31 protein-coding genes are annotated in these 25955 nt (G+C 70.7%); 18 read left to right on the top strand and 13 right to left on the bottom strand.

Annotation, left to right across the window (positions count from 1 at the left end; all coding sequences use genetic code 11):
* Nucleotides 1-66 precede the first annotated feature (66 nt).
* Genes ACFHVL_RS00580 through ACFHVL_RS00590 form a run of 3 tightly spaced genes read right to left on the bottom strand, consistent with a single transcriptional unit; the run spans nt 67 to nt 2671 of the window.
* A complete protein-coding gene (locus ACFHVL_RS00580) occupies nt 67-843 on the bottom strand; it encodes an ABC transporter permease (RefSeq protein WP_416624555.1) in 777 nt (258 codons plus the stop codon).
* Nucleotides 840-1712, bottom strand: coding sequence for an ABC transporter permease (locus ACFHVL_RS00585; RefSeq protein ID WP_416624557.1), 873 nt, complete (start codon nt 1710-1712; stop codon nt 840-842). Before ACFHVL_RS00585 ends, ACFHVL_RS00580 begins: the two co-directional genes overlap by 4 nt.
* On the bottom strand, nt 1709-2671 hold the full coding sequence (locus ACFHVL_RS00590; RefSeq protein WP_416624558.1) for an ABC transporter substrate-binding protein: 963 nt from the start codon (nt 2669-2671) through the stop codon (nt 1709-1711). Before ACFHVL_RS00590 ends, ACFHVL_RS00585 begins: the two co-directional genes overlap by 4 nt.
* A gap of 150 nt (nt 2672-2821) precedes the next feature.
* Between ACFHVL_RS00590 and ACFHVL_RS00595 the strand changes: the two genes are divergently transcribed.
* The 9 genes from ACFHVL_RS00595 to ACFHVL_RS00635 are packed head-to-tail and all read left to right on the top strand — an operon-like array spanning nt 2822 to nt 10564.
* The gene (locus ACFHVL_RS00595) at nt 2822-4045 is read left to right on the top strand and encodes a 4-hydroxybenzoate 3-monooxygenase (protein ID WP_416624559.1); all 1224 of its coding nucleotides are present in this window, start codon (nt 2822-2824) and stop codon (nt 4043-4045) included.
* Between the two features lie 36 nt (nt 4046-4081).
* Nucleotides 4082-4921, top strand: coding sequence for a CoA transferase subunit A (locus ACFHVL_RS00600; RefSeq protein WP_416624561.1), 840 nt, complete (start codon nt 4082-4084; stop codon nt 4919-4921).
* A gap of 38 nt (nt 4922-4959) precedes the next feature.
* Nucleotides 4960-5685, top strand: a complete 726-nt coding sequence (locus tag ACFHVL_RS00605) for a CoA-transferase subunit beta (protein ID WP_416624707.1) — start codon at nt 4960-4962, stop codon at nt 5683-5685.
* 34 nt (nt 5686-5719) lie between these two features.
* Nucleotides 5720-6466: a protocatechuate 3,4-dioxygenase subunit beta gene (pcaH, locus tag ACFHVL_RS00610; protein ID WP_416624562.1), complete on the top strand. Its 747-nt coding sequence runs from the start codon at nt 5720-5722 to the stop codon at nt 6464-6466.
* Nucleotides 6463-7050: a protocatechuate 3,4-dioxygenase subunit alpha gene (gene pcaG / locus ACFHVL_RS00615; protein WP_416624564.1), complete on the top strand. Its 588-nt coding sequence runs from the start codon at nt 6463-6465 to the stop codon at nt 7048-7050. Before pcaH ends, pcaG begins: the two co-directional genes overlap by 4 nt.
* Nucleotides 7025-8452 carry a 3-carboxy-cis,cis-muconate cycloisomerase gene (gene pcaB / locus ACFHVL_RS00620; protein WP_416624566.1) on the top strand — a complete coding sequence of 476 codons (1428 nt, stop codon included), beginning with the start codon at nt 7025-7027 and terminating at the stop codon, nt 8450-8452. Before pcaG ends, pcaB begins: the two co-directional genes overlap by 26 nt.
* Nucleotides 8449-9273 (top strand): 3-oxoadipate enol-lactonase, encoded by an 825-nt coding sequence (gene pcaD, locus ACFHVL_RS00625; protein ID WP_416624567.1) that lies wholly within the window; start codon nt 8449-8451, stop codon nt 9271-9273. The genes pcaB and pcaD overlap by 4 nt, the downstream gene beginning before the upstream one ends.
* Nucleotides 9251-9730, top strand: coding sequence for a 4-carboxymuconolactone decarboxylase (gene pcaC / locus ACFHVL_RS00630; RefSeq protein WP_416624569.1), 480 nt, complete (start codon nt 9251-9253; stop codon nt 9728-9730). Before pcaD ends, pcaC begins: the two co-directional genes overlap by 23 nt.
* Nucleotides 9731-9757: 27 nt before the next feature.
* Nucleotides 9758-10564, top strand: a complete 807-nt coding sequence (locus ACFHVL_RS00635; RefSeq protein WP_416624571.1) for an IclR family transcriptional regulator domain-containing protein — start codon at nt 9758-9760, stop codon at nt 10562-10564.
* A 99-nt stretch (nt 10565-10663) separates the two neighbouring features.
* Here ACFHVL_RS00635 and ACFHVL_RS00640 read toward each other — a convergent pair whose 3' ends face one another.
* The 4 genes from ACFHVL_RS00640 to ACFHVL_RS00655 form a co-directional block, all read right to left on the bottom strand.
* Complete coding sequence (locus ACFHVL_RS00640) at nt 10664-11215, bottom strand: AAA family ATPase (RefSeq protein ID WP_416624573.1); 552 nt, start codon at nt 11213-11215, stop codon at nt 10664-10666.
* A 95-nt stretch (nt 11216-11310) separates the two neighbouring features.
* The gene (locus ACFHVL_RS00645) at nt 11311-11847 is read right to left on the bottom strand and encodes a GNAT family N-acetyltransferase (protein WP_416624575.1); all 537 of its coding nucleotides are present in this window, start codon (nt 11845-11847) and stop codon (nt 11311-11313) included.
* A gap of 41 nt (nt 11848-11888) precedes the next feature.
* Nucleotides 11889-12125, bottom strand: a complete 237-nt coding sequence (locus ACFHVL_RS00650) for a DUF397 domain-containing protein (protein WP_416624577.1) — start codon at nt 12123-12125, stop codon at nt 11889-11891.
* Between the two features lie 120 nt (nt 12126-12245).
* Nucleotides 12246-12401, bottom strand: a complete 156-nt coding sequence (locus ACFHVL_RS00655) for a Scr1 family TA system antitoxin-like transcriptional regulator (RefSeq protein ID WP_416624579.1) — start codon at nt 12399-12401, stop codon at nt 12246-12248.
* Between the two features lie 59 nt (nt 12402-12460).
* Between ACFHVL_RS00655 and ACFHVL_RS00660 the strand changes: the two genes are divergently transcribed.
* The 4 genes from ACFHVL_RS00660 to ACFHVL_RS00675 are packed head-to-tail and all read left to right on the top strand — an operon-like array spanning nt 12461 to nt 15398.
* On the top strand, nt 12461-12637 hold the full coding sequence (locus tag ACFHVL_RS00660; RefSeq protein ID WP_416624580.1) for a hypothetical protein: 177 nt from the start codon (nt 12461-12463) through the stop codon (nt 12635-12637).
* Between the two features lie 4 nt (nt 12638-12641).
* A complete protein-coding gene (locus ACFHVL_RS00665) occupies nt 12642-13274 on the top strand; it encodes a DUF998 domain-containing protein (RefSeq protein ID WP_416624582.1) in 633 nt (210 codons plus the stop codon).
* Between the two features lie 10 nt (nt 13275-13284).
* Nucleotides 13285-13830: an ArsR/SmtB family transcription factor gene (locus ACFHVL_RS00670; protein ID WP_416624584.1), complete on the top strand. Its 546-nt coding sequence runs from the start codon at nt 13285-13287 to the stop codon at nt 13828-13830.
* Complete coding sequence (locus ACFHVL_RS00675) at nt 13827-15398, top strand: serine hydrolase domain-containing protein (protein ID WP_416624585.1); 1572 nt, start codon at nt 13827-13829, stop codon at nt 15396-15398. Before ACFHVL_RS00670 ends, ACFHVL_RS00675 begins: the two co-directional genes overlap by 4 nt.
* Nucleotides 15399-15801: 403 nt before the next feature.
* Here ACFHVL_RS00675 and ACFHVL_RS00680 read toward each other — a convergent pair whose 3' ends face one another.
* The 4 genes from ACFHVL_RS00680 to ACFHVL_RS00695 all read right to left on the bottom strand — a co-directional run bounded on the left by ACFHVL_RS00680 (nt 15802) and on the right by ACFHVL_RS00695 (nt 20466).
* Nucleotides 15802-16641 (bottom strand): GNAT family N-acetyltransferase, encoded by an 840-nt coding sequence (locus ACFHVL_RS00680; protein ID WP_416624587.1) that lies wholly within the window; start codon nt 16639-16641, stop codon nt 15802-15804.
* 336 nt (nt 16642-16977) lie between these two features.
* Nucleotides 16978-17526, bottom strand: a complete 549-nt coding sequence (locus ACFHVL_RS00685; RefSeq protein WP_416624589.1) for a hypothetical protein — start codon at nt 17524-17526, stop codon at nt 16978-16980.
* A 763-nt stretch (nt 17527-18289) separates the two neighbouring features.
* Entirely contained in the window at nt 18290-18772 is a 483-nt protein-coding gene (locus tag ACFHVL_RS00690) for a beta/gamma crystallin domain-containing protein (RefSeq protein ID WP_416624591.1), read from the bottom strand.
* 209 nt (nt 18773-18981) lie between these two features.
* On the bottom strand, nt 18982-20466 hold the full coding sequence (locus tag ACFHVL_RS00695) for an SDR family NAD(P)-dependent oxidoreductase (RefSeq protein WP_416624592.1): 1485 nt from the start codon (nt 20464-20466) through the stop codon (nt 18982-18984).
* Nucleotides 20467-20690: 224 nt separating this feature from the next.
* Here ACFHVL_RS00695 and ACFHVL_RS00700 point away from each other — a divergent pair, with 224 nt between their 5' ends.
* From ACFHVL_RS00700 to ACFHVL_RS00720, 5 genes are all read left to right on the top strand, one after another.
* Nucleotides 20691-21242 carry an RNA polymerase sigma factor gene (locus tag ACFHVL_RS00700; RefSeq protein ID WP_416624594.1) on the top strand — a complete coding sequence of 184 codons (552 nt, stop codon included), beginning with the start codon at nt 20691-20693 and terminating at the stop codon, nt 21240-21242.
* Nucleotides 21239-22033 (top strand): zf-HC2 domain-containing protein, encoded by a 795-nt coding sequence (locus tag ACFHVL_RS00705; protein ID WP_416624596.1) that lies wholly within the window; start codon nt 21239-21241, stop codon nt 22031-22033. The genes ACFHVL_RS00700 and ACFHVL_RS00705 overlap by 4 nt, the downstream gene beginning before the upstream one ends.
* An 87-nt stretch (nt 22034-22120) precedes the next feature.
* Complete coding sequence (locus ACFHVL_RS00710; protein WP_416624708.1) at nt 22121-22921, top strand: ABC transporter ATP-binding protein; 801 nt, start codon at nt 22121-22123, stop codon at nt 22919-22921.
* The gene (locus ACFHVL_RS00715; protein ID WP_416624598.1) at nt 22918-24294 is read left to right on the top strand and encodes a hypothetical protein; all 1377 of its coding nucleotides are present in this window, start codon (nt 22918-22920) and stop codon (nt 24292-24294) included. Before ACFHVL_RS00710 ends, ACFHVL_RS00715 begins: the two co-directional genes overlap by 4 nt.
* 125 nt (nt 24295-24419) lie before the next feature.
* Nucleotides 24420-24905 (top strand): hypothetical protein, encoded by a 486-nt coding sequence (locus ACFHVL_RS00720; protein WP_416624599.1) that lies wholly within the window; start codon nt 24420-24422, stop codon nt 24903-24905.
* Between the two features lie 107 nt (nt 24906-25012).
* Here the strand turns inward: ACFHVL_RS00720 and ACFHVL_RS00725 are convergent, their stop codons facing one another.
* Nucleotides 25013-25399 (bottom strand): hypothetical protein, encoded by a 387-nt coding sequence (locus ACFHVL_RS00725; RefSeq protein WP_416624601.1) that lies wholly within the window; start codon nt 25397-25399, stop codon nt 25013-25015.
* A 100-nt stretch (nt 25400-25499) separates the two neighbouring features.
* The gene (locus ACFHVL_RS00730) at nt 25500-25913 is read right to left on the bottom strand and encodes a hypothetical protein (RefSeq protein ID WP_416624603.1); all 414 of its coding nucleotides are present in this window, start codon (nt 25911-25913) and stop codon (nt 25500-25502) included.
* Nucleotides 25914-25955 lie beyond the last annotated feature (42 nt).

A 25955-nucleotide genomic window follows, 5' to 3' on the forward strand; every position in this document is an offset into this window, starting at 1 on the left:
CTCTGTCGTTTCCGATCCATCGTTGCCGGCGCGGCCGGCCGACCGGGGCCGCACCGCAGGCGCGGGTCATGAGCCGCGCTGGGCCTGCCGCAGGCCGTGGTACCAGGCCAACGCCCGCAACTCGACGAAGCGGAAGATGACCGACAGGGCGAAACCGAGCAGGCCGAGCAGCAGGATGCCGCTCCACATCTGCGGGATGGCGAAGGTGCGCTGGAACTGCACGATGGTGAAACCGAGACCGTTGCTGGCCGCGAACATCTCGCTGATCACCATCAGGATGATGCCGATCGACAGGGCCTGGCGCATACCGGCGGCGATCTGCGGGCTCGCCGAGCGCAGCACGAGGTACCGCAGCCTGGCTGAACCGGTGATGCCGTAGCAGCGGGCGGTGTCCGACAGCACCTCGTCGGTGGCCCTGACTCCCTCGACCGTGTTGAGCAGGATCGGCCAGACGCAGCCGGTCGCGATCACCACGACCTTCATCGTGTTGTCGATGCCGGCGAAGAGCATGATGACCGGCACCAGCACCGGCGGCGGGATGGCCCGGAAGAACTCCAACACCGGTTCCAGCACCGCCCGGACGGTCCGGACGCTACCGACCAGCACACCGAGCCCGATGCCGACGACAACGGCCACGGTGTAGCCGCCGGCCAGTCGCAGCAGGCTGGGCAGTACGTCGGCGCGCAGCCGGTCCAGCGTCCACGTCTCGGTGAAGGTGGTCAGGATCCGGCTCAACGGCGGCGAGTAGAAGCTGGTGCTGCCGGCGGAGGCGAACCACCAGACGGCGAGCAGTACCACCGGCAACGCGACGACGAACCCGGCCCGCTTGAGCAACCCGGTCACACGATCACCTCACCGCGCATCGACTGGTGCCAGGACAATGCCCGTCGCTCGACCATGCGGGCGATCAGGTTGATCGCGACGCCGAGTAGGCCGGTGACGACCACGAGGGCGTACATCAGGGGTACCGCGCCGGAGGTCTGTGCCACGGCGATGCGGTTGCCGAGCCCGGGGGCACCGATGACGAGCTCCGCGGTGATCGCCAGCACCAGGGCCACCGAGGCGGCGAGCCGTACGCCGGTCATCACGTAGGGCAGGGAAGTCGGCCAGATGACGTACCGGATCCGGGCCCAGCGGCCGAGTCCGTAGCTGCGGGCGGTCTCGTCGGCGACCGGGTCGACATCCTGTACGCCGTACAGGACCTGGACCAGCACCTGCCAGAACGACGCGTAGACGACCAGCAGCAGGGTGGACCCGATGCCGGTGCCGAAGAGCAGCACCGCGAGCGGGATCAGGGCGACTGACGGGATCGGGCGCAGGAACTCGACGGTCGAGGCGGTGAAGGCACGCAGCACCGGCACCGACCCGATCAGCACCCCGAGCGCGATTCCGGCGCCGACCGCGATGGCCAGCCCGATCGCCCAGGAGGTGAGGGTGTCGCCGAGCGCGACCCAGAACCGGCTCTCGCCGAGCAGTCCGTACAGTGCGGCGAGGATCTCGGTGGCCGGCGGAAGGTACCGGGGCGACACGAGCGGGGTGGCTGGGAGGACCTGGACCAGGGCGAGCAGCCCGGCCAGCCCGGCCAGGCCGAGCAGGGCGGTCGGCGGCGGGCGGCGGCGCCTCGGCGGCGCGGGCGGCGGCCCGGATCCGGACGTGCCCCGTTCGGGGCCGGCGATGCCGGCCCCGAACGGGGTGTTGTCGACCGTTGTCACGGCAGCAGGGCGTCCAGATCGGGCGCGGTATCGAAGACGCCGTCGGCGAGGCCGAGTTCGGCGACGCGCTCGATCGAGGCGCGGTTGATCTCGGCCGGCCACACCGGCAGCGTCATCGCGTCCAGGATCGCCTGGTCGATGTCGGTGTAGCTACGCAGAACCTCCCGCACCTCGTCCGGGTGGGCGTTGGCGTAGGACAGCGACTCCGCCATCGCCTCCTGGAACCGCTGCACCAGGTCGGGGTCCTCCTGGATGAGCTTGGTGCTGGTGAAGTAGACCGCGACGGTCAGGTTCGGGGCGGTGTCGACGAAGTTCCACGCGACGACCCGGGCTCCGGCGTCCTTGGCCACGGTGAGCGAGGGCTCGACCATCCAGGCCGCGTCCACCTTGCCGCCCTCGAGGGCGGCCGGCATCGCCGGAAAGGCCATCTCGACGAACTCGATGCCGTCCGGGTCGCCGCCGGCCTTGCGGACCGACTCCCGGATGCTGGTGTCGCCGATGTTCATCAGCGTGTTGACCGCGACCTTCTTGCCGGCGAGGTCCGCCGGGCCCTGGATCGAGCTGTCGCCCTTGACCGCGACGCCGCCGAAGTCGCCGTCGGTGCTGCCGGTCGAGGCGACCCCATTGGCGACCGCCTTGATGGGTACGTCGGCGACCTGGGCGGTGAGCAGCGAGGTGACGTTGCTGAAGCCGAACTGGAACTGATCGCTGACCACACCGGGAACGATGGCCGCGCCGCCCTGGCCGCTCTCCATCGTCAGGTTGATGCCGCGCTTGGTGAAGAAGCCCTTGTCCTTGCCGAGGTAGATCGGCGCGACGTCGACGATCGGGATGACACCGACGGTGACGTCGGTGACCTCATCGGTGCCGCCGGCCTCGTCGTTGGACGAGTCGGAACCACAGGCGGCGGTGATCAGCAGCGCGGTAGCCAGGGTGAGGGCGACGAGGGGCCGTCGCATGGGACCTCCAGTTGAGGGGATGGTTGATCCTATCGGGGATGTTCGCTAGCCGAACGGTGGTTCTTATGATGAACGTACGGCGTGCCGGCCGGCCACGTCAATGTCGCATATCGGAATTACCCTGCCAAGCCGGCGAAGGGAGGAAGTGCCATGCGAACCCAGGTTGGCATCATCGGGGCGGGACCAGCGGGGCTGATGCTCTCCCACCTGCTGCACCTGGAAGGTATCGACTCCGTCGTACTGGAGACCCGCAGCCGGTCGTACGCGGAGAGCCGGGTCCGCGCCGGGGTCCTCGAACACGACACCGCGCAGCTGCTGACCGACACCGGGGTCGGCGAGCGACTGCGCCGCGAAGGGCTGGTTCACACCGGTCTCGACCTGCGCTTCGACGGCGTTTCGCGACGGATCGACCTCTCCGCGCTGACCAGCGGGCGGGGGATCACCGTCTACGGCCAGCAGGAGGTCGTCAAGGATCTGATCGCCGCCCGGCTGGCCGCCGGTGGCGAGATCCTTTTCGAGGTCACGGACGTCAGCCTCGACGGTATCGACGGCGATACCCCGGTGGTCCGGTTCAAGCACGAGGGCACGATACGCGAACTGAGCTGCGTGATGGTTGCCGGCTGCGACGGCTTTCACGGGGTGTCCCGCCCCAGCATCCCAAGCTCGGCCCGCCGCACCGTCGAGCACACCTACCCGTTCAGCTGGCTCGGCATCCTCGCCCAGGCCGCGCCGTCGGCCCACGAGTTGATCTACACACACCATGAACGTGGATTCGCCCTGCACAGCATGCGCAGCCCCGAGGTGACCCGGCTCTACCTGCAGGTTCCCAACGAGACGTTGCTGGACGACTGGCCGGCCGCGCGGATCTGGGACGAGCTGCACACCCGGCTGGCCACGAACGACGGGTTCACCTTGAAGGAGGGTCCGATCCTGGAGCAGGGGGTGACTCCGATGCGGAGTTTCGTTACCGAACCGATGCGCCACGGCCAGCTGTTCCTCGCCGGTGATGCGGCTCACATCGTCCCACCGACCGGGGCCAAAGGGTTGAACCTGGCCATGGCCGACGTGCGTTTTCTTGCCGACGCGCTGTCCACCTGGTTCCGCCAGGGGCGCGACACCGGCCTGGGCGAATACTCCGCGCGGTGCCTGCGCCGGGTCTGGCGGGTCCAGCACTTCTCCGCCTGGATGACCAACCTGCTGCACCAACCGGTCGACGCCGACGAGTTCTCCCACCGGCTGCAGGTCGCCCATCTGGAGTACGTCGCGACGTCCACCGCGGCGGCCACCACCCTGGCCGAGAACTACGTCGGACTGCCGTTGGACTGGGGCAGTCGCGTTGACATGCCCGCGAGACCGCCCGTACCGTTCGCTTAGCGAACAGCTGTTCTCTAAGCGCACGGGGGATGTGGCATGGGAGTAATTTCCTCACTGGCTGAGGCGGTCGCCGAGCTGGTCCACGACGGCGACAGCGTCGCCCTCGAAGGCTTCACCCATCTGATCCCGACCGCCGCCGGGCAGGAGATCATCCGGCAGGGCCGGCGGGACCTGACGCTGATCCGGATGACCCCGGACATCGTCTACGACCAGCTGATCGGTGCCGGCTGCGCCCGCAAACTGATCTTCAGCTGGGCGGGCAACCCCGGTGTCGGCTCGCTGCACCGCTTCCGCGACGCCGTACAGCGAGGCTGGCCACGGCCGCTGGAGATCGAGGAACACAGCCACGCAGGCATGGCCAACAGGTACGTCGCCGGCGCCTCCGGGCTACCGTTCGCCGTGCTACGTGGCTACGTCGGCACCGACCTGGTCGCACACACCCCCACGATCGCACCGATCACCTGCCCGTTCACCGGCGAGGAACTCACCGCCGTACCGGCGCTGAACCCCGACGTCGGGATCGTGCACGCCCAGCGCGCCGACCGGCACGGCAACGTGCAGGCGTGGGGTATCACCGGAGTACACAAGGAGGTCGTCCTGGCCGCCAAGCGTTCACTGGTCACCGTCGAGGAGATCGTCGACGAGCTGGAGCCACGCCCCGGCGCGATGGTGCTGCCCGGCTGGGCGCTCACCCGCGTCGCCAGGGTCCCCGGCGGCGCCCACCCGTCCTACGCGATGGACTACAGCGACCGCGACAACGACTACTACCAGCAGTGGGACGAGATCAGCCGGGACCGGGAGACGTTCACCCGCTGGCTCGACGAGCACGTCCTGGCCACGACGACGACCGATTCGGCGTACGGTGGTGCTCCGTGAGCGACCAGCCAGCCGCCGGGGATTTCACCCTCGACGAGATGATGACCGTCGCCGCCGCCCGGGCCCTGCGCGACGGAGCCCGCTGCTTCGTCGGCATCGGCCGGCCCAGCACCGCCGCCAACCTGGCCCGGCGCACCCACTCCCCCGACCTGGTGCTGATCTACGAGTCAGGCACGATCGGCGCCAAACCTGGCCGGCTGCCGCTGTCCATCGGCGACGGGGTGCTCGCCGAGACCGCTGACGCGGTCGTCTCGGTGCCGGAGATCTTCAACTACTGGCTGCAGCCGGGCCGGATCGACGTCGGCTTCCTCGGTGCCGCGCAGATCGACCGGTACGCCAACATCAACACCACGGTGATCGGCGCCGACTACGCCGAACCCAAGGTACGGCTGCCCGGCGCCGGCGGGGCGCCCGAGATCGCCGCGTCCTGCGGCGAGGTGATCGTCGTCGTGCCGCAGAGCCGGCGTACGTTCGTCGACCGGGTCGACTTCGTCACCTCGGTCGGCTTTGGCACCGGCCCCGGCGACCGGCAGCGGCTCGGCCTGCGCGGCCGGGGCCCCACCCTGGTCATCACCGACCTCGGCATCCTGCGCCCCGACCCGGACTCCTGCGAGCTGACCCTCACCCAGCTGCACCCCGGGGTGACCCTCGACCAGGTCACCGCCGCCACCGGTTGGCCGCTGAAGGTCACCGCCGACCCGACCACCACCGCCGCGCCCACCCCGCACGAGCTGGCCACACTGCGGAAACTGCTCAACCCCTGACCGGCCGGTCGACCTCGCCCAAGGAGGCATCGCCATGTCCGAGCCCAGCCCCGTACCGGCGGGCCGCCCCGACGGGTTGCTCCTGCCCAGCTACCGGCGTGACGACGCGGCGGTGCACCCACCGCTGCTCTCCCCCGGATACAAGTCCACCGTGCTGCGGGCCCCGGCGCAGCCGCTGGTGCTGCTGCCACAGACGCTGACCGAGATCACCGGTCCGGTGCTCGGCGAGGACCGCGTCACCGACGCCGACGCGGACCTCACTCACGGCCGCGACGGTGAAGCGCAGGGCCAGCGGATCGTCGTGCACGGCCAGGTCCGCGACAGCGACGGGCGACCGGTGCCGAACACCCTGGTCGAGGTCTGGCAGGCCAACGCCGGCGGGCGTTACCTGCACAAGCTGGATCAGCACGACGTACCGTTGGATCCGCACTTCACCGGCGTGGGCCGGGCGATGACCGACTCGCTGGGCCGCTACCGGTTCGTCACGATCAAGCCCGGCGCGTACCCGTGGCGCAACCACTTCAACGCCTGGCGCCCCGCGCACATCCACTTCTCACTGTTCGGCCGGGCGTTCACCCAGCGACTGGTCACCCAGATGTACTTCCCCGACGATCCGCTGTTCGCGTACGACCCGGTGCTCAACTCGATCCCCGACCCGGCCGCCCGGCAACGACTGATCTCCAGCTTCGACCTGGAGAACACGGTCGAGGAGTGGGCGCTGGGCTTCCGGTTCGACATCGTGCTGCGCGGACGCGACGCGACCCCGATGGAGGAGTCATGACCAGCAGCGTGACCGCGCGGAACTGGGAAGCGCAGCCGGGACTGACCCCCGCGCAGACCGTCGGGCCGTACCTGGGAATCGGTCTGCCCTGGCCGGACGGACCGTTCGTGATCGACGAGGGCACCCCCGGCGGCGTCTGGCTGCGCGGCCGGGTCCTCGACGGTGCCGGCGACCCGGTGCCCGACGGGCTGATCGAGACCTGGCAGGCCGACCCGCAGGGCCGGTTCGACCACCCGGACGACCCACGCGGCCCGTCCGCCGGCTTCCGGGGCTTCGGCCGCTGCCCCACCGACGAGTCGGGCGGGTACGGCGTCTACACCCACAAACCCGGGCCGGTACCCGGACCAGGTGGTCGGACGCAGGCCCCCCACGTCGACGTGTCGGTCTTCGCCCGTGGGCTGCTGCACCGGGTGGTCACCCGGATCTACTTCCCCGACGAGGTCGAGGCCAACGCCGTCGACCCGGTGCTCGCCGGGGTGCCGGACGCCCGGCGGGGCACGCTGATCGCGATCGCCGAACCGGGCGGTTACCGCTTCGACATCCGGCTACAGGGCGAGCATGAAACCGTTTTCTTCGCCGTCTGACCCGGACGACACCGAGGATTCCGACTCCGGTGGTGCCGGGCTGTTCGACGCCCTGCTCGCCGCCGGCGGGGTCCGCGCCGCCGTCGACGACCGGGCCTGGCTGCGCGCCATGCTCGACGTGCAGGCCGCGCTGGCCCGCGCCCAGGCCCGCCTCGGCACAGTGCCGGCGGCAGCCGCCGAGGCGGTCACCGTCGTCTGCCGGCGGCACCCGTTCGACCTGGCGGCGATCGGCGCCGACGCCACCGGTGCCGGCAACCCGGTCGTGCCGCTGGTCGCCGCGCTGCGCGCCGCCGTCGGACCGGACGTCGGCCGGTACGTCCACGCCGGGGCGACCAGTCAGGACATCCTCGACACCGCGGCGATGCTGATCGTCCAACGGGCGCTGCGGCCGCTGCTGCGCGACCTGGACCGGGCCGCCGATTCCGCCGCGCGGCTCGCCGACGCCCACCGCGACACCCTGCTACCGGCCCGAACCCTGCTGCAGCAGGCGCTGCCGACCACCTTCGGGCTGGTCGCCGCCGGCTGGTTGACCGCGCTGGACGGCACCGCCGACCGGATCACCACCGCGCGCGCGCAGGTACCGGCGGTGCAGCTCGGCGGGGCCGCCGGCACCCTGGCGTCGTTCGGCACCGACGGGCCGGCCCTGGTCGAGCTGTTCGCCGCCGAGCTCGGGCTGGCAGCGCCGCCGCTGCCCTGGCACACCGATCGCAGCCGGCTGGCCGACCTTGCCGGAACGCTCGGTACCACCGCCGGCAGCCTCAGCAAGATCGCCCGCGACGTCACCCTCCACGCGCAGACCGAGGTCGGCGAGGTAGCCGAGGAACGACCCGGCGGCTCGTCGACCCTGCCGCACAAACGCAACCCGGTCGCCGCCGTCACCGCGATCGCCTGCGCCGCCCAGGCACCCGGTCTGGTCGCCACCCTGCTGGCCAGCATGACCCAGGAACACCAACGGGCCGCCGGCGCCTGGCACGCCGAGTGGCGGGCGCTGCGGGCGCTGCTGGAATCGGTCGGGTCGGCGACGTACTGGCTGCGAACCTGTCTGGACGGCCTGCGGGTGGACACGGCACGGATGCGGGCCAACCTGGATCTCACCGGCGGTGCGCTGCTCGCCGAACGGGTCAGCGGCGCGCTCGCCGAACGGCTCGGCCGCCAGCAGGCCAACGCGATCGTCAAAGCCGCCCTGGTCGATCCCGGTCCGGCCAGTCCCGGTCCAGCCAGTCCCGGTCTGGTCGACCGGTTGGCCGCTGACCCGCAGGTCAGCGCGCTACTCACCCGGGACCAGCTCGGTCAACTGCTCGACCCGGCCGGCTACCTCGGGGCGCACCGCGAGTTGATCGACCGGGCACTCGCCGCACATGGCAACCGGTTGTCGACGCTGTCAAAGGAGGAACGGACTTGATCGGCGACAGCCGCCCCGTGGAGGTCGACTACGAACTCACCGGACCATCGGGTGCCCCGGTGGTGCTGCTGGCCAACTCGCTGGGCAGCACCCGAAAGATGTGGGATCCGCAGGTGCCGGCATTGACCGACGCCGGCCTACGGGTGCTGCGCTTCGACACCCGCGGGCACGGGCGCTCGCCGGTGCCCGTCGGCCCGTACACCATCGACGACCTCGGCGCCGACGTACTCGCCCTGCTCGACCGGCTCGACCTGGCCCGGGTGCACGTGGTCGGCCTGTCGCTGGGCGGCATGCTCGGCATGTGGCTCGCCGGACACGCCGCCGCGCGGGTCGACCGGCTGGTGCTGTGCTGCACCTCAGCACTGCTCGGGCCGCCACAGGCGTGGGCGGAGCGGGCCGCTCTGGTCCGTGCCGAAGGCACCGGCGCGGTCGCCGACGCGGTCGCCGCCCGCTGGTTCACCCCGGGGTTCGCTGCCCGGCAGCCGGCGATCGTCGCCGCCGCCCGCGAGATGATCGCCGCCACTCCGCCCGAGGGGTACGCCGGATGCTGCGCCGCTATCGGGCGGCTCGACCTGACCGGCGTACTGCGGTCGATCGCCGCACCGACCCTGGTGATCGCCGGGGCCGACGATCCGGCGACCCCACCGGCGCACGGCGCCGCGATCGCGGTCGGCATCCCCGGCGCCACGCTGCGGGTGGTAAACGACGCCGCTCATCTGATCAATGTAGAGCAAGCAGATACGGTCACCCGGCTGATCCTGTCCCAGCTGACCGGTCCGACCGCAGAGAGGACGACCGATGCCCACCGATCCGACCAGTGACGTCCCGGCGTCGGCGGCCGACCCGACGCACGCGGCAGGAATGACGGTACGCCGCGCGGTGCTCGGCGACGCCCACGTGGATCGGGCGGTCGCCAACACCAGCGAGTTCACCGCCGACTTCCAGGACTTCATCACCCGGTACGCCTGGGGCAGCGTGTGGACCCGCGACGGGCTGGACCGACGGACCCGCAGCTGCATCACGCTCGCCGTACTGACCGCGCTGCACTGCACCGATGAGCTGGCGATGCACGTACGGGCCGCGCTACGCAACGGCCTGACCGCGCAGGAAATCAACGAGGTGCTGCTACACACCGCCGTCTACGCCGGAGTTCCGGCGGCGAACAGCGCGTACGCGGTGGCGCAGCGGGTGCTTGCCGAGTCCTCGGATCCGGGTAGTCAGATGCCCGACAGTCCAACGGCATCCTCGGCTGATCACGGTGCGGTGGAACCCGATTAGGGTTCTGCGAAACACCACGGGAGAAACATGAGCGAGCACGGACGGGAAGCTCATTTCGTACAGTCACTGGAGCGCGGCCTGGCGGTGATCCGCGCTTTCGATGCCCGCAATCCCGAGCTGACGCTCAGTGAGGTGGCCCGGATCTGCGACCTGACCCGGGCCGCCGCCCGCCGGTTCATGCTCACCCTGGTCGACCTCGGCTACATGCGTACCGACGGGCGGATGTTCTCGCTCACCCCCCGGGTGCTGGAGCTCGGGTACGCGTACCTGTCGGCCATCTCGCTGCCCGAAGTGGCCGAGCCACACCTGGAGCGGCTGGTCGCCCAGGTACACGAGTCGTCGTCGGTCTGCGTGCTGGACGGCGAACACATCGTCTACGTCTCCCGGGTGCCGACGTCCCGCATCATGGCGGTGTCGATCAACGTGGGGACCCGGTTCCCGGCGTACGCCACCTCGGTCGGCCGGGTGCTGTTGGCGCACCTGCCGGAGGATGAGATGCAGGCCCGGCTGGAGCGCAGTTCGCCGCAGCGGCTGACCGTCAGGACCATTCACACCCTGCCGGGGCTGCGGGTCGAGCTGAACCGGGTGCGTGCCCAGGGGTACGCGATCGTGGACCAGGAGCTGGAGGAGGGTCTGCGGTCGGTGGCGGCGCCGATCCGGGACCGGCTCGGCAAGGTGGTCGCCGCGGTGAACATCTCGGTGCACGCCAGCCGCAACTCGGTCGAGTCGATCCGCCGGGAGCTGCTGCCGCACCTGCTCGCCGCCGCCGCCAAGATCGAGGCGGACCTGCGGATCGCCTCCCCCGGCCGCGTCCAACGTCTCCCCGGCGCCTGACCCCCTTCTTCCTCGGCGATCTTGCACTCATCGAGAGCATTTGTCTACTTTGTCCGTCGATAAGTGCAAGATCGCCGCCCGACGTCATCTTGACGTTCGCTAGCGAAACAGACAGGCAAGGAAATCCCGGTACGCCTGGTCCGGCTCGCCGTCACGGGTCTGCACCACCTGTGTGGCGGGACGGTCCGCCACCACGGACAGCAGCCGATCGTAGAGAGCCGCCAACTCGGCCAACCCGCCCTGCCGTTCCAGCATCTCGGCGGCCTGCCGATGCTCGGGAGTCTCACCGCGCGCCGTCCGCCCGACGAACCGGCGGATGGCATTCTCCTTCGAGTCGAGCAGCAGCACCTCATGGAACGTCGCAGCGGTATCGCGCGCCACCTGCTCGACCTGCTCGAGGAAGACCGGCTGGGCGACGAGCTGCGGAATCACGACGTCGTGACCGCCGGCCAGGTGCGTACGCGCCGCCGCCAGGGCGATCGACCGGGCCAGCAGCCCCGCCGGCCGAGGCTGCTGCGCCCACCCGCCGAGCAGGTCACGAACGCGGTCGATGTCGAGGTCGAGTGCCAACGGATGATCCTCGACGTACCGCCGGGCGAGGGTGGACTTGCCGCCGGCCGGCGGACCGTTCAGCAGGATCAACCGGGGCACCCGACGAGTGTAGGCATGATCTGGTGCACGGCGGCGGACTGGCTGGTCGACCAGCAGGTGTCGGAACTGGCGTCAGCGAGATGCCGTCGAGCCGGTCACAGGTCGCGGCGCATGGCCACTCTCGGCCAGCGGTCCAGGCCATGGTCGGCTTCCCTGGCGCGGACTGCCCGCAGGCCCGGCGGCAGTGCGTCGTCGGCGAGGGCACGGAAGCCGCACCGCAGGTAGTACGGCGCGTTCCAGGGCACCTGGGCGAAGGTGGTCAGGGTCAGCGCCGGCACGCCGCGTGCCGACGCGACCCCGGCGAGGTGCTCGATGAGCCGCCGGCCGATGCCCTGACCGGCGGAGCCGGGGTGCACCGACACCTGCTCGATGTGCAGGTTGCCGTCGACGATGTCGGCGAGCAGGTAGCCGACCGGCACATCAGCGGACCGAACGGAGCCGGCCGGCCGGTCGGCGGGATCGACGGCGACCCAGGCCCGGCCGACGGCCTGGTAGTCGGCGAGCACGTCGAGCGGCAGCGGCTCGTCGGCGGCGATCTCGGGCATCCCGACACTGTGGAAGGCCAGACCGGCGGCCCGCTCGATGTCGCGCAGCACGGGCAACTCATCGACCCGGACGATTCGGATGCGCACCGGGGCGACCTCGACTGCGACTGGGCGATGACGTGGGTGGCTCAGCGCTCGACAGTGCCGGTGAAGGCGGTGCTGGTGAAGGCGGTGCTGGTGAAGGCGGTGCCGAGGGTGGCGACGAGGGCGGACCAGGCCGACGGGTCGAAGGCCAGGGTGCCGCCGGTGCGGTCCTTGGAGTCGCGGACCAGCACCCGGCCGGGCAGGTTGTCGGCGACCTCGACACAGTTGCCACCGGAGGCGTTCGATCGGCGGGAGGTGCGCCACATCGGCTCAGCGTTCATAGCTCCCTCGACATCTGCCGGATCAGGTCACGGGACTGGGCCGCGTTCAGGGCGAGCGCGTTGATAGTGTGCCACGCCCGGCCACCTTCGACGTGCTGCACGGGCACTCATCGAGCGCGGTCACCCGCGACGGCTCGATGACGAGCCGGCCCCGTCCGGCACCACGTGCACGAAGGTCCGGTCGCGCTCCGACTCTGCCAGCAGCCGCTCCAGCTGCGCCTTGGCCATCGTCGGATGCGCCGAACGCAACGCGGCGGCATCCATATGAACACGCATACGTCCGGGGTGGAGTGGCGACGATCTCTTGCGAGACACTCCACGAGGGAGGTCAACGGATGCCAGGAAACGACGGGATCGGCGGGTTCCCGCGACAACTGCGGTGGCTGCCCGCTGAGGCCGGGACCAGTTCCGGCCGGCGCGCCGGCCCGGCCGGTCCGGCTCACCCGGCCGACACCACCGACGGATACACCTGGTGGCGACGCCGACCCGGAGCAGCGGACGTGACACGGTAGCGAGGTGTGGCGTACCAGGTGGTGGGCGGTTGGCGCGGCGGTCGGCGCGGTCGGCGGGGCGGTGACCGCGACGGTCGCCGTGATCGGCGGTCCCGGTCCGCGACTGCGCGGGTACGTCAGCGAGTCCGGGGTCGGCGACGGCGGCTTCGTGCTGGCGTACCAGTTGGGGTTCCTGGCGTTGGCGGCGAGCCTGCTGCTGCTCGCCGGGGCGCTGCGCCCGGTCCGCGCCGCCGCCGCGCTGCTGGTCGCGGCGGCCGTGGCGACCGCCGTTTCGGCGACGGTGCCGTGCCGGGAGGGCTGCCCGCTGCCGCCGCACGATCCGGTCACCGTGCCTGACCTGGTGCACGGCGGGGCGAGCATCGTCGCCGTCGCCTGCTGCGTCTTCGCGATGGGCGCCACCTGGTGGTCGGTGGCGTCGACCCGGTCGTTGCGCCGGCTTGCGTTGTGGGCAGCCTGCGGCGCGCTGCCACTGTCTGCCGCGGTCGGGCTGGGCATGCTGCTGGTCGGCGGCGGTCTGCTGGTCGGCGTGCTGGAGCGGCTGCTGTTGCTGCTGATCATCGCGTGGTGCGTGGCCAGCGCGGTGACCGTGATCCGTGATCCAGCACACTCGGATTGCGATAATTACGTAGCTACGTAATATTGGATCTGTGAGCGAAGAGTTGACCGGGCGGGTCGCCGCCCTGGAGCAGCTGGTGCAGACCCTGGTCGAGCGGCTGGACACGGTGGCACCGACCACCACCACCGCTGCCACGACAAGCAGCGCGGACACGTCACCAGACCCTGACGGAAACCCGTTCTGGGCGCTCGACGGGCTCAAGGCACAGGTCGGCGAGACACCCGGCGCGGTGCTCTACACCGGCACCGTCACCCTGCCGACCGGCGAACACTACGACTGGCAGTACGGGCACACCGTCGCCGACCTGCTCGACGCCGACTGGAGCGGGTACGCCGGCACACTCACCGCCCTCGCTCACCCGGTGCGGCTGCTGCTGGTGCGGCACATCCTGCACGGCGCGCGGACCACCGCCGAGTTGGCCGAGATCGACGGTCTGGGCACCACCGGTCAGCTCTACCACCACCTGCGACAACTCGTCAGCGCCGGCTGGCTGCGTTCGTCGGCGCGCGGGCAGTATGCCGTACCGCCGGAACGGGTCGTCCCCCTGCTGATCGTCCTGTCTGGATCTCACCGATGACCACCCTCACCACTGCCACCCGGACCCGGGTCCTGATCATCACGGCGGTCGCCGTCGTCGGCGGGCTGATCGCGGCGCTGATCGCGCCCTGGCCGGCCCGCCTCGGTGACGCCGACACCGGGCACGCCGCGCTCGCCGCCGAGGTCCGCACGGTGATCGACGACCCCGGCGGCTACCGGGGGCTGGCCGTCGCCCGGATCACCGACGGGCAGGTCCGGGTCGCCGGGCTCGGCGACCGGAGCACGGGCCTGGCCGGTGGCGGCGGTGAGCCCGTGCAGCCGGACACCCCGTTCGAGATCGGGTCGGTCGGCAAGACGCTGACCGGGATCCTGCTGGCCGACCAGATCGCCGACGGGCGGGTCGACGCCGACACGACGCTCGCCGAAGCCCTGCCCGGTCAGCGCTTCGGCGACCCGGCGGTCGGCGAGATCACCCTGGCGGAGCTGGCCAGTCACCGTTCCGGGCTGCCCCGGCTGCCGACAGTCGGCCTCACCGACACACTCACCATGTCGCTGGGGGCGCTGCGTGGCACCGACCCGTACGCCGGTCTGGACACCGACCGGATCCGCGAGGCGCTGGCCGACGCCCGGGTGGGCGACGGGTACGGCGAGGTGCACTACTCCAACTTCGGCATGGCGCTGCTCGGCATCGCGCTGGCCGAGCAGACAGGGCAGGCCGGACAGACAGGGCAGGCCGGCACCAGCTTCCCGGAGTTGGTCCAGCGGGAGATCCTCGACCCGATCGGGATGACCGACACCGGGTACGCCCTCGACGGTGCCGCCGCGCCGGCCGGCGCGGCGACTGGCAGCACGGCCAGCGGCCGGGACACCGACCCGTGGCAGGCGTCCGGGCTGGCCGGTGCCGGCATCGGGCCGTGGTCCACCGCGCCGGACCTGGCGACCCTGGTCGCCGCGATGCTCGACGGCGGCGCGCCCGGAGCGGACGCGGCGCAACCACGCTTCGACGCCGGCGAGGACAGCCAGATCGGCTACGGCTGGTTCACCACCAGCTACGACGGGCGGGAGATCGTCTGGCACAACGGCGCCACCGGCGGGTTCCGCTCGTACGTCGGTTACGACCCGGCCACCGGTGACGCGGTGGTGGTACTGGGCAACACCGACAAGGGGGTCGAACCGATCGGACTTTCGCTGCTCGGAGTCGACACCGACGCCGACTCGACCGGTGCCGGGCCGCTGATGATCGGCATCACCGTCCTGTTGCTGCTCGCCGGAGCGGTGACGCTGGGGCTGACCGCGATCGGCGGCAACGCGAGCGGCGGTGGCGTCGGGAAGCGGTTGCCGACACCGGACCGGCTCAAGTTGGTCACCTCGGCGCTGACCGCCCTGGTCTACCTGCTGATCGTGCACACCACCGGCGCCTGGCAGGACGTGTGGGCCGGCTGGTGGGCGCTCGCGGCCGGGCTGGCCGTCGGTGGGGCGGCGGCCGGGGCGCTGCGCTGGCGGCGACTGCCGCTGCTCGGCTCGGGCCGGCCGTGGCTGCGCTGGACCGGTGCGGCACTGACCGGCGCGGTCACCGCCCTGCTGCTGGTGCTTGTCGCTCTGTTCTGAGCCTGAGCCTGAACCGTGCTGTTCTGCGCGCCTGGGCTAAGAGCAAGCAGCCCAGGCGCAGAACAGCACGGGCCTGCCCGGCGTCGGTGAGCAGTCCGCGTAGGACGCTTCTTGCTGTCACCTCGGAGAGATCCCGCTGCGCTGAGGACATAGCGACACCACTGCGGTCATCACAGGGCCAGCAGCCAACGGGCGAGCCGTAGCATCGAGTCCAGATCAACACTCACTCGGTCGCGTCGCGCCTGCAACTAGGCCTACAGGTCGCCATCTGCCGGGTGTTCATCCGAACGTCCACCGGTCGCACCGATCGAGAGCTTCAACTACCAGATCCGGACCGACGCGCCCGCCGAGTTCTTCACCGCCCCGGTCGCCTCGGAGCCCACCGGTTCGTGAAGCTCGCCGCTCAGAACAACACGGTGGCGAAGGTGCCGACGCTACGGAAGCCACACCGGTCGTACACCCGGCGGGCAGCAGCGTTGTAGTCGTTGACGTACAGGCTGACCGTCGGGGCGACCCGGCGCAGGGTGTCCCGGACCACCGCCGCCACCGCCGGGGTGGCCAGGCCCCGGCCACGCCACATCGGATCCACCCAGACCCCCTGGATCTGCGCGGTGTGCCGGGTGACGACGGCCAGCTCGGCCTTGAAGACCACCTTGCCGTCGACGATCCGGGCGTACGTGCGACGGGCCCGGACCAACTCGGCGACCCGCCGCCGGTAGCCGCGCCCGGCGTCCTCCGCTGTCGGGGAGACGCCGACCTCCTCGGTGTACATCGCCACCGCGGCAGGGAAGAGCAGGTCGACCTCGTCGGAGCGGACCAGTCGCACCCCCGGGTCGGCGGGCACGGCCGGCGGCCGGTCGGCGACCAGCAACGGCTGGTTGGACCGGACCTCCCGGGCCGGCCCCCACCGCTCGGCGAGCCGATCCCACAGTCCCAGCACGGCGTCGACCCGGCCGACGATGGACGAGCAGGCCCGTTCCTCGCTGGCGAGGCGTTCGGCGAACGCGGCGACCGCCGCCGGCGAGGCGTGTACGGGGGTGAGATGCCCGCCGACCCAGCACAGCGACTCGAGTTGCCGGCGGGGGCCGTAGCCGAAGACCCGGCCGTCGGCCCGCCACCAGGCCAGCCCTTGTGCGGCGACCCGCTCGGCGACCTGGGGTGCGGCAAAGGGATCGAGGTCGAGGATCCGCTCCACCGCCCCACGCTCGGCGTCCCCGAGCTGCCGTACCGGCACCGTCAGCACAGCTACCAGCCTGCCAGATCCGAGGCGTTGTCACAGACCCGATCGGCAGCCCGCCCTGGTCGGGCCCAGCTCAGGCGGGGCGGCGCACCACGGGCTCAGTCGGCAGGATCACCGCGGCGTACGAGTCGCCGGCGACGGCCGCGGTCAGCCAGTGGTTCCCTTCGCCCCACCTGGGCACCTTCGCCGCAGACCTGTCCGGGGCCGACAGCCCGTCCGCGACAAGATCAATGTGAGCGTCCGATACCCTAAAACCGACGCGTAGGGTATCGGACGCTCACATTGATCTTGGAGATCCCACTGCCGCAGGTGACCATGCCCCGGTACGGGTCGGCAAGGTCAACGGTCACGGGTGAGACGTTCGACGTCGGCGGAGGTGGCGACCTCGTCGCACTCCTCCGGCGTCAGCTTGTTGACCAGCGCCTTTCCTGCCTGTGCCTGTCTGGTGGTGGGGAGCATCCCGGCGACGAGGTCGGGCAGCACCAACTCATAGCCGACCCTGGCCCGTGGCGAGTAGCGGTCGCGGTTACGCGCGACGGCGCATGCCACCCGGATGGCGCGCTCGTTGCCCGGCGGCACATCCGGCCGGTCCACTTCCCGGCCGGCGAAGCGCACCCCGTGGTGGTAGGTGCACCGGTGGCACGTCTGCGGCCCCCGGGTGAGGCCCGATCCGCAGTCGGTGCAGGGCAGGCGGTCGATCGCGGCGTCGACGACCCGCCAGTCGTGCTCGGCGGGGTTGTCGACGACGAGCCAGCCCAACCTTGTCTCCTCGGCGGATCCGGCGGCGACGCCACGCTCAGCCAGCAGTCCAGCCCATGCCTGGTCGAGCTCCGCCTCGATCATCTCGATCGTGCGGGCCAGCTCGGGACCCCGCCACACCTGACCCATTTCCGGTCACACCACCTTCTCTAGTCTCTCGTGTCATGCGGCGACACCGGGCGTCACCGTAGTACACCCGACCGTGGTCGATACCGACACGCTACGCGCATCGCCACAACACGGAATGTGGCGAGGTGATTGTGCCGATAGCCGGGCTGATCAACTGCGCTGGCGCGGGGCTTGGCCGCAGCAGGGCCGGTGAGTGCGCAGAAGTCGATGGCGTACCTCCTGGTCGTGGAGCGGTCGGGTGGGCAGGAGCCCGACATCGAGTTCACCCGGCACGGCGACCAGGGGCCCTCGCCCTCGATACCGCTGGCCACGGGCTACCGGAGACCCCTACGTCGGATCGATCGCCTTTCTACGTCGACCGTGCGACAAGGACAGTGCCGACTGACCCGCGCGAATCAGGAGTTCCAACAGCCCAACGACCCCTGGGCCTTGATCACGATTCGGCATGGTCCGGGTCACCACTCCGTCGGTCATCCGCGTCTCGGCCCGGTACTCCCCGCCAGCCAGCGGCGGCAGGTGCATCGCCGCCCAGGTCCCGACGTACCGTCACCGTTCGATCCCGGCGACAAAGCCAAGGAGTACGTGCTTCACGCGCATCGGCCGGGACACAGAGCCGCTGCTCGTGGTCCGACAGCTCCCACGTCGCCGCGGACGAACTCACGACAGCAGCGGGCCCAGCCCCGGAACCCCCGGCTCCCCTTGTCAAGTGGTGAGCTCGCAGCGCTTCAGACGCCGCGAGCCCACGACGGTGGTCAGACAGCGGTCACCAGATCCGCACTTCGTAGACCCGGACCCGGGCACCACCGAAGTCGGAGCCCCGCCACTTGTCCAAGGTCGTGCTGTAGTACCGGCCGTCCCGTTCGTAGTTGAGTGTTGCCTTGTTGTTGCCGGTGTCGAATCGGTAGACGCCGTCGATGTTCACTGCGGTCACCCCGCCGTTCGCGAAGCACCGGGCAAAGCCGTAGCCGGCGCCGAAATCGATGTGCAGCTTCAGGAAGTCGTTCCGGCTACCGCAGGAGACCTGGCTGATGGCCATCGCCGGGCTCGCCGGCAGGCCAAAGGTCATGGCTACGACCGCCATCAGCCCAATCGCGATCTTCTTCAGGCTCAACGTCATCTGGTTCGATGTCCCTTCAGTGTCCGGTGTCAGTGCATAGTCAGAACGATGTGCGGTGCCACCGCGTTCACCAGACGCCGATAGGGTTTTGCCGAGATCCGGCGAACATCCGGATGACTCCCACCGCATCCTCCCGTATGGTCCGTCGCGGCACGAGGAGGAAGCCCCGACGACCACGCCGGCCGGCCAAGCCCAACCGGAGCACGTCGCCGACGCCGATCGCGGCGGTCTCGTCGGTCCGCGAAGGAGTCGGTGTCCGGGAATTCGCCGGGGTCCGGTGGCGCGGAGTTCCCGAGCGGGCAGCAGCAAGCGGCGTTCCTGACGGCGGCGACCTGTTCCTACCAGCCGCTGGGGGCGTAGTCCTTGAGGAAGCAGTCATACAGATCCTCGCCCTGCTCACCACGGACGATCGGGTCGTACACCCGGGCGGCGCCGTCGACCAGGTCCAGCGGCGCGTGGAAGCCTTCGTCGGCGAGGCGCATCTTCGTCGGATGCGGGCGCTCGTCGGTGATCCAGCCGGTGTCGACGCTGGTCATCAGGATGCCGTCGGTCAACAACTCCCGCGCGCTGGTGCGGGTCAGCATGTTCAAGGCGGCTTTCGCCATGTTGGTGTGCGGGTGGCCGGCGCCCTTGTAGCCCCGGGCGAACACCCCTTCCATCGCCGACACGTTCACCACGTACTTGCGCCGGGCTGGCGCGGCGGCCATCGCCGGCCGCAGCCGGCTGATCAGGATGAACGGCGCGACGGAGTTGCACAGCTGCACTTCGAGCAACTCGACCGCGTCCACCTCGTGCACCCGTTGCACCCAGCTGTTGACCGGATCGAGGTCAGGCACCAGCCCGCCGGCGTCGATCGCCGACGCCAGGGCGATCCGCTCGGGTGAGGCTGAGCCGCTGGTCAGCGCCAGCGCGGTCAGCGCGTGCGGCGAGATCGCCGAGGACTGCGGTGAGGACTGCGGTCGCGGTGCGCCGATCGCCGCCGCGGCATCGCCCCGTCCGCCGGCGGACGAGAAGCTGACGATCTCCGGCAGCGGCCCGTCGGGCAGCGGGGCCGATTCGGCGGCGACCAGGTGCGCGTACGCGCCGGGGCTGCGCCGGACGGTCTGCGCCGCGTTGTTGATCAGGATGTCCAGCGGCCCCTGCGCGGCGACCGAGTCGGCCACGGCGATCACCTGTGCGGGGTCGCGCAGGTCGACGCCGAGAATCCGCAGCCGGTGCAGCCACTGGTCGCTGTCGTCCATCGCGGCGAACCGACGGGCGGCGTCCTGGGGGAACCTGGTGGTGATCGTGGTGTGTGCGCCGTCGCGCAGCAGCCGCAGCGCGATGTACATGCCGATCTTGGCTCGGCCGCCGGTGAGCAGCGCCCGCCGGCCGGTCAGGTCGGTACGGGCGTCGCGGCGCTCGTGGTTGAGCTTGGCACACGCCGGGCAGAGCTGGTGGTAGAAGGCGTCCACCTCGCGGTAGCGCTCCTTGCAGATGTAGCAGGCGCGGGGCTGGTGCAGGATGCCGGCGACGGCACCGACCGTCGTCGACGCCAACGGGATACCCTTGGTCTCGTCGTCGATGCGGCCCGGCGCTCCGGTCGCGGTCGCCGCGGTGACGGCCCGGTCGGCGGCGAGGACGGCGTCGCGCCGTTCCTCTCGCCGCCGCAGTTTGACCGCTTTGTAGAGCTTCGCGGTGGCCCGCTGCACTCGCACCACATCGGGATGGTCGGACGGCAACGCCGACAGCGCCTCGATGACGTCCAGGCAGACCTGCAGCTGCGCCGAGTCGATCCCGGCCGGATCCAGATCACGATCCGGTCGTACGTCGTCCACCGTCATGCCCGTACCCGTCTCGTTCCTGTCGCCGCTGCGATGCGACCTGGAACTCTACCCACCACCGCGTCAAAGCCGTACCGCAGCTACGCGGACATACCAAGCCACCCGCGCGATCGACTACCGTCGCCATGTGGCGCGGCCGGCAGGAGCCACCCAACCGAGAGACATGTGACGCGAGTCACTTCAGACAAGAAACCGAAGCAGGTGCCCTGATCGTCTTGCCTGCTGTGAGACGGAGCCTGGACGCACTCGACGAGGGTGCACTGCTACGCCGCATCGCCAAGGGCGATCGGCGGGCCTTCGACGAACTGTACCGCCGTACGTCGCCTTGGTTGACCGCCCGGCTGCGCCGGCGGTGCGCCGACGACGACCTGGTGGCCGAGGTCCTACAGGACACCTACCTGGCGGTATGGCGCTGCGCCGGCAGTCAGGCGCAGGACTCGGCCAAGGGCAGCGCCGTCGGCTGGCTGTGGACGATCGCCGCCCGCCGACTGGTCGACGCGTTCCGTGCCCGGGCCCGCCGTGAGCGGGTCCCGGCGGTGCAGACCTTCGCCACCATCGCACCGGCCGCCGAAGACGAGGCGCTGGCCGACGGGATGGACGCCAACCTGGAGCAGGCCCTGCTGGCGTTGCCGGTCAACCTGCGCCAGGTGCTGCGCGCGATGGTGCTCGACGGCCTGACCACCCGGGAGACATCGGTACTGCTCGGCATGCCGGAGGGAACCGTGAAGACCTACGCGCGGCGGGCCCGGATCGCGCTACGGGAGGCACTGTCATGAACACTCATCCGACTCCGGTCCTCATCTCCCGCTACGCCACCGGTGACGACGGCGTCGACGACGCGACCATCTGGGCGATCGAGGCCCACCTGGAATCCTGCGCCGCTTGCCGGAACACCCTGACCGAGACGGTCGACCCGGCCGCCCGGCAGTTGCTCGACCGAGTTGCCGCCGGAATCGCCGCCGGAATCGCCGCCGGCCCGGAGCCGGCCAGGCGTCGGCGGCTACGCCGCACCGGAGCCACCGCGCAGATCCTGCCCTGGCTGGCTACGGCGGTCGCGCTGATACTGGCCGCTGTGTCGTTCGAGTCGACGTTCCGCAGCATGCCGTCGCTGGTGCTGCTGGTCGCGCCGATGGCGCCGCTGCTACCGGTGGCCGCCGTGTGGAGCCGACACACCGACCCGGCCTGGGAACTGGTCTCCACGATGCCACGCACCAGGCTGGCGCTGCTGCTACGTCGTACCCTCGCCGTCCTGACCGCGGTCGTCCCGATGCTGGCTGCCGCCGGCGGGCTGACCGGACACTCCCCCGTCCTGTGGCTGCTGCCCTGCCTGGCCTTCACCGCCGGCGCGCTGGCCCTGGGTGGGCTGGTCGGTGTGGACCGGGCGGCGCTCGGGCTGTCGGCCACCTGGTCCGTCGGCGTGATCGCGCCGAGCCTGGTGGGTCAGCGACTGCCGGTCATCCTCGAAGCCGGCAGTTGGCCGGGCTGGGCTGCGGCCACCGCCGGGCTGGTCGTGGTGGTGCTGCTGCGGGCCACCCACTACGGCCGGCGGGGCATCGGCCGCAACTGACTGCGGTACCGCCGGCCCTCGCAGCCGGCCGGGCTTCACCTCAACCGGCGGGATGTCCGCCAGTTACCGACGAACGGAGAGATCATGATGCGCGCGGTCAACGCGGCGGAAACCGCACCGACCACGTACGCGTGGGCGGTGCACGCCGAGAACCTGATCGTCCGGGCCGGCCGTCACCTCGCGGTCAACGGGCTCGACCTCGCACTCGGCACCGGAGTGCACGGGCTACTCGGCCCCAATGGCGCGGGCAAGACAACCCTGATGCGGGCACTCTCGACGGTGGTCAAGCCCGCCGGTGGACGGCTCGACCTGCTTGGGGAGGACATCACCGGCCGCGCAGACCTGCGGCGGGTACGCCGCCGGCTCGGCTACCTGCCGCAGCACTTCGGATTCTACCCCCGGTTCACCGTCCGCGAGTTCGTCGAGTACATGGCCTGGCTCAAGGAGATGCCGAAAACAGACATTCCTGGCGCGGTGCAGCGGGCCATCGACCGGGTGGATTTGTCCAGCCGGGCCGACTCGAAGCTGAAGACGCTCTCCGGCGGCATGCTGCGCCGCGCCGGCATCGCTCAGGCCATCGTCAACGACCCGGAGGTCCTACTACTCGACGAACCGACGGTCGGCCTCGACCCGGAGCAGCGCCTCCATTTCCGGGAGTTGCTGCGCGAGGTCGGGTCGGACAGCTGTGTGCTGGTCTCCACCCACCTGGTCGAGGACGTCGCGGTGGCCTGCACCGACGTGGTGCTGGTCAACGAGGGACGGCTGGTATGGCAGGGCACCCCCGCGCAGCTCGCCGCGCAGGGCGGCGACGGCGACGCCGGGGACAGCGCCACCGAACGCGGCTACTCCGCACTGCTGCGCGCGCACCGAGAGAACGTACCGGCGTGACCGGACGGATAGTGTGGACCGAGGTACGCCGGTCGGCGGTGCCCGGTCTCGCCGTGCTGTTCCTGGTGGTCTGCGTGGGGCTCACGCTGACCTCGATCGAGTTCTTCGCCGGGCGATGGACACAGCTGATGATGTACGGCCGAGGGTCGCTGGTCCTGCTCTTTCCATTGGCGCTGGCCGGTGGCGCCTGGCTGGGCCGGCGTGACCGGCGGCACCGGGTCGGGGAGTTGTTCGCCACCACCGTACGGCCGCGCTGGCAGCGGATCTTCCCGCTCGCCGTCGGGTACGCCGGGGCCATGGTCACGGTCTACCTGCTGGTGCTGCTCATCGGCGCGGTGTGGGTGATCCCGACGGCCGGCTACTTCCCCAGCGCGGTCCTCGGTATCACCGCGGTCGGCGCGCTGGCCGTGGTCGCCGCCGGTTGGCTGGGGATGGCCGCGGGCCGGGCCGTGCCCCGGATCGTCACCGCGCCGGTCCTCGCGGTGGTCGCGTTCGCCGTGGTGGCCCTGCTGCCCGACTTCGTGTCGATGGCCGGCTACGACGAGAACTTCGTCAAGACGCAGCCGGATCCGTCCGCGTTGCTGCTGAATCCGGCTTCTGCCGACAGCCTCGACGACTTCCAGACCATTGCGGGCTCGGTCAGCCTGGTACAGGCGGTGTGGCTCGGGGCGCTGGCCGGCTCCGCGTTGCTGCTGATCAGCGCCGTACGCCGCAGCGTGCTCGCGCTGGCGGTGCTGCCCGCCGTGCTCGGTGCCGCCGTGGCGGTTCCGCTGCTGCCCGCCGGCGGCTACCCCGGTGCGGCCGTCGTCGACCCCGTCGCCGTCGAACTCGTCTGCGACGACAACGGCCCGCAGGTGTGTGTCCGCAGGGTACACGCGGCGCTGCTGCCCGACCTGGTCGAGCCGGTCCGGGAGGCACTCGCGGTCATGGCGGCCAAGCTGCCCGACCCACCGGTACGCGCGGTGCAGAGCACCCGAATGGTCGAGTGGGCCGCGCCGGAGCAGACAGTGGACCGGCACGACGCGGACACACTGACCTTCGAGACGCCGAGCATCGACCGGTCCGGTAGGGCGGATCTCAGTAGCGGGTACTTCGAGGCAGAGCTGCTGCGGGCGCCCTGGTCGCAGGAGTGTGGCAACAGCACCTTGCCCTCCACCGCGCAGGAGGTGGCGGCCGCCTGGCTCCTCGGTGAGCCGCCGGTGCCGCCGGACTGGTTGAGTCCCGAGCAGCAGCAGCTGGTCGAAGCGTCGTACCAGGCGTTGACCGCAATGCCGGCGGACCAGCAGCGGCAGGTGGTCGCGCAGGCGCGCGACGCAGCCCTCGACTGCGATACCGACCGACTCGGAGCGCTCCTGCTGGTGGGTGACGTATGAGGTGGCTCGGCCTGTACCTACGATCTCGCCGGATTCCCCTCGCTGTGGTCATCACGGTCGGTGCCATCGCGCTGCCCTGGGCCAGCTGGCCGTACTTCTCTGATGGACATACCGTCAACGCCAGGATGATCAGCATCACTGTGCTGATCGCTGTGGTTGCCATCGGCACCACGCTCAGTGGTGCAGACGACGCGCTCGACCACACCGCGGCAATCAACTGGCCGGCCCGCCGCGCCGGACACCTGCTGATCGGCACTGCCGCAGTCATCATCTTGTTGCTGATCAGCACCCTTACCGACACGCGGTTCGAGCCGCTCAGCGTGGTGGCGCGCAACACGGCAGGCCTGGTCGGACTCACCGCGCTCAGTGCCGTGCTGCTCGGGTCCGCGCTGTCCTGGATCGCGCCACTGATCTGGACACTCGTCGCGATCCTGCCGTGGATGGGCCCCAGCGAGCAGTTGCGCACCCAGCTCAGCTCCTGGCTGATCCAGCCAGCCGACACCACTTCCGCCACGGTCTGCGCCACGGTCCTCGCGGCAGCCGGGCTTCTCGCGTACGCCCTGCGGGGTTGCCCTCGACGCCCAGTTGCCGAGACCACCCCCGACCGCTGACCTGGCTGTAGCCAGTTTCGCGTGCCGGTGACGGCCAGCCGGGCAGTGCCCGGCTGGCCGTCACCGGCACGCTGCGGTACAGGACCGGACGGCGCCGGGCGACCGGGTCAGCGGTATCCGGCCAGGATCCGGGCGTTGTACTGCTCGACGCCCCGCGCGGCCAGGATCGCTCCCACCGCGAGATAGGCCAGCCAGGTCATCGGCATGGTGACCCAGCCGATGACAATGAAGACCAGCAGGAAGTTGATCCAGAACGTCACCCAGAAGGTCAGCATCAACACGATGCCGGTCGCTACCTTGCCGGCGTAGATGTTCCCGACTCCGAAGATCCCGAACAGGCCCAGCACGATCTCCAGGACGATCGCCGCTCCGGCGGACTTGGGGGCCACGACGAGTTGCGGCGCGGGCGGGCCCCAGCCCTGCTGGGGGTGGCCATAGACCGGTGCCGACAGGTGCTGACCCTGCCCTGACTGGTAGGGATCCGGGTACCTCACCACCGCAGTGTTCCAGGGCCCGAGCCGCGCTCGACACCCTACGTTCGGTCGGGCCGCTCGACGCGGCGGCCGTCGGACGCCCGGACCCGGGCGGGACTGGCTACCGGATCGAGATCAGTCGGATCGCCGTCCGCAGCAGGACGACCGCGCCGCCGGCGACCATGACCATGCCGATCCCGGGCATCAGCTGGCCCCAGCTGTCGGTAGTGGAGCTGAGGTAGATCAGCCGGGCGACCTGCCACCCGACGATGGCGGCGACCGCGATACCGGGCAGCAGGGCGTGGCCGATCGCCACCAGGCGGTACGGCAGCAGCGCGCCGGCGATGGCGAGGAAGCCGGCGCAGAATGTCCACAGCCCGGGCCCGGCCGCACCGGACAGCGGCCCGAACGGCGTGATGACCCAGGGCAGCAGGGAGCCGACCAGCGCAAGCAGGCCGCCGATGATCATGCCGAGGCTGCCGGCGTGCAGAACGCGCCGACGAGCAGGTGCGGCGGTGGTTGCGGTGTCAGCCATGACCGGATGCTAGGTCGCGATACCCGCTGGGACCTAGCCGGC

Source organism: Micromonospora sp. LOL_023 (genome assembly GCF_048060115.1).
Classification (GTDB): Bacteria; Actinomycetota; Actinomycetes; order Mycobacteriales; family Micromonosporaceae; genus Micromonospora_E.

Coding starts and splice junctions, on each gene's coding strand:
- ACFHVL_RS00605 (WP_416624707.1), top strand. CDS start 4,960: ATGATGACCGTCGCCGCCGCCCGGGCCCTGCGCGACGGAGCCCGCTGC.
- ACFHVL_RS00595 (WP_416624559.1), top strand. CDS start 2,822: ATGCGAACCCAGGTTGGCATCATCGGGGCGGGACCAGCGGGGCTGATG.
- ACFHVL_RS00690 (WP_416624591.1), bottom strand. CDS start 18,772: ATGCGGTGGGAGTCATCCGGATGTTCGCCGGATCTCGGCAAAACCCTA.
- ACFHVL_RS00635 (WP_416624571.1), top strand. CDS start 9,758: ATGAGCGAGCACGGACGGGAAGCTCATTTCGTACAGTCACTGGAGCGC.
- ACFHVL_RS00650 (WP_416624577.1), bottom strand. CDS start 12,125: ATGAACGCTGAGCCGATGTGGCGCACCTCCCGCCGATCGAACGCCTCC.
- ACFHVL_RS00730 (WP_416624603.1), bottom strand. CDS start 25,913: ATGGCTGACACCGCAACCACCGCCGCACCTGCTCGTCGGCGCGTTCTG.
- pcaB (WP_416624566.1), top strand. CDS start 7,025: ATGAAACCGTTTTCTTCGCCGTCTGACCCGGACGACACCGAGGATTCC.
- ACFHVL_RS00675 (WP_416624585.1), top strand. CDS start 13,827: ATGACCACCCTCACCACTGCCACCCGGACCCGGGTCCTGATCATCACG.
- ACFHVL_RS00705 (WP_416624596.1), top strand. CDS start 21,239: ATGAACACTCATCCGACTCCGGTCCTCATCTCCCGCTACGCCACCGGT.
- ACFHVL_RS00600 (WP_416624561.1), top strand. CDS start 4,082: ATGGGAGTAATTTCCTCACTGGCTGAGGCGGTCGCCGAGCTGGTCCAC.
- pcaH (WP_416624562.1), top strand. CDS start 5,720: ATGTCCGAGCCCAGCCCCGTACCGGCGGGCCGCCCCGACGGGTTGCTC.
- ACFHVL_RS00655 (WP_416624579.1), bottom strand. CDS start 12,401: ATGCGTGTTCATATGGATGCCGCCGCGTTGCGTTCGGCGCATCCGACG.
- pcaC (WP_416624569.1), top strand. CDS start 9,251: ATGCCCACCGATCCGACCAGTGACGTCCCGGCGTCGGCGGCCGACCCG.
- ACFHVL_RS00720 (WP_416624599.1), top strand. CDS start 24,420: ATGATCAGCATCACTGTGCTGATCGCTGTGGTTGCCATCGGCACCACG.
- ACFHVL_RS00660 (WP_416624580.1), top strand. CDS start 12,461: ATGCCAGGAAACGACGGGATCGGCGGGTTCCCGCGACAACTGCGGTGG.
- ACFHVL_RS00695 (WP_416624592.1), bottom strand. CDS start 20,466: ATGACGGTGGACGACGTACGACCGGATCGTGATCTGGATCCGGCCGGG.
- ACFHVL_RS00590 (WP_416624558.1), bottom strand. CDS start 2,671: ATGCGACGGCCCCTCGTCGCCCTCACCCTGGCTACCGCGCTGCTGATC.
- pcaG (WP_416624564.1), top strand. CDS start 6,463: ATGACCAGCAGCGTGACCGCGCGGAACTGGGAAGCGCAGCCGGGACTG.
- ACFHVL_RS00685 (WP_416624589.1), bottom strand. CDS start 17,526: ATGGGTCAGGTGTGGCGGGGTCCCGAGCTGGCCCGCACGATCGAGATG.
- ACFHVL_RS00710 (WP_416624708.1), top strand. CDS start 22,121: ATGCGCGCGGTCAACGCGGCGGAAACCGCACCGACCACGTACGCGTGG.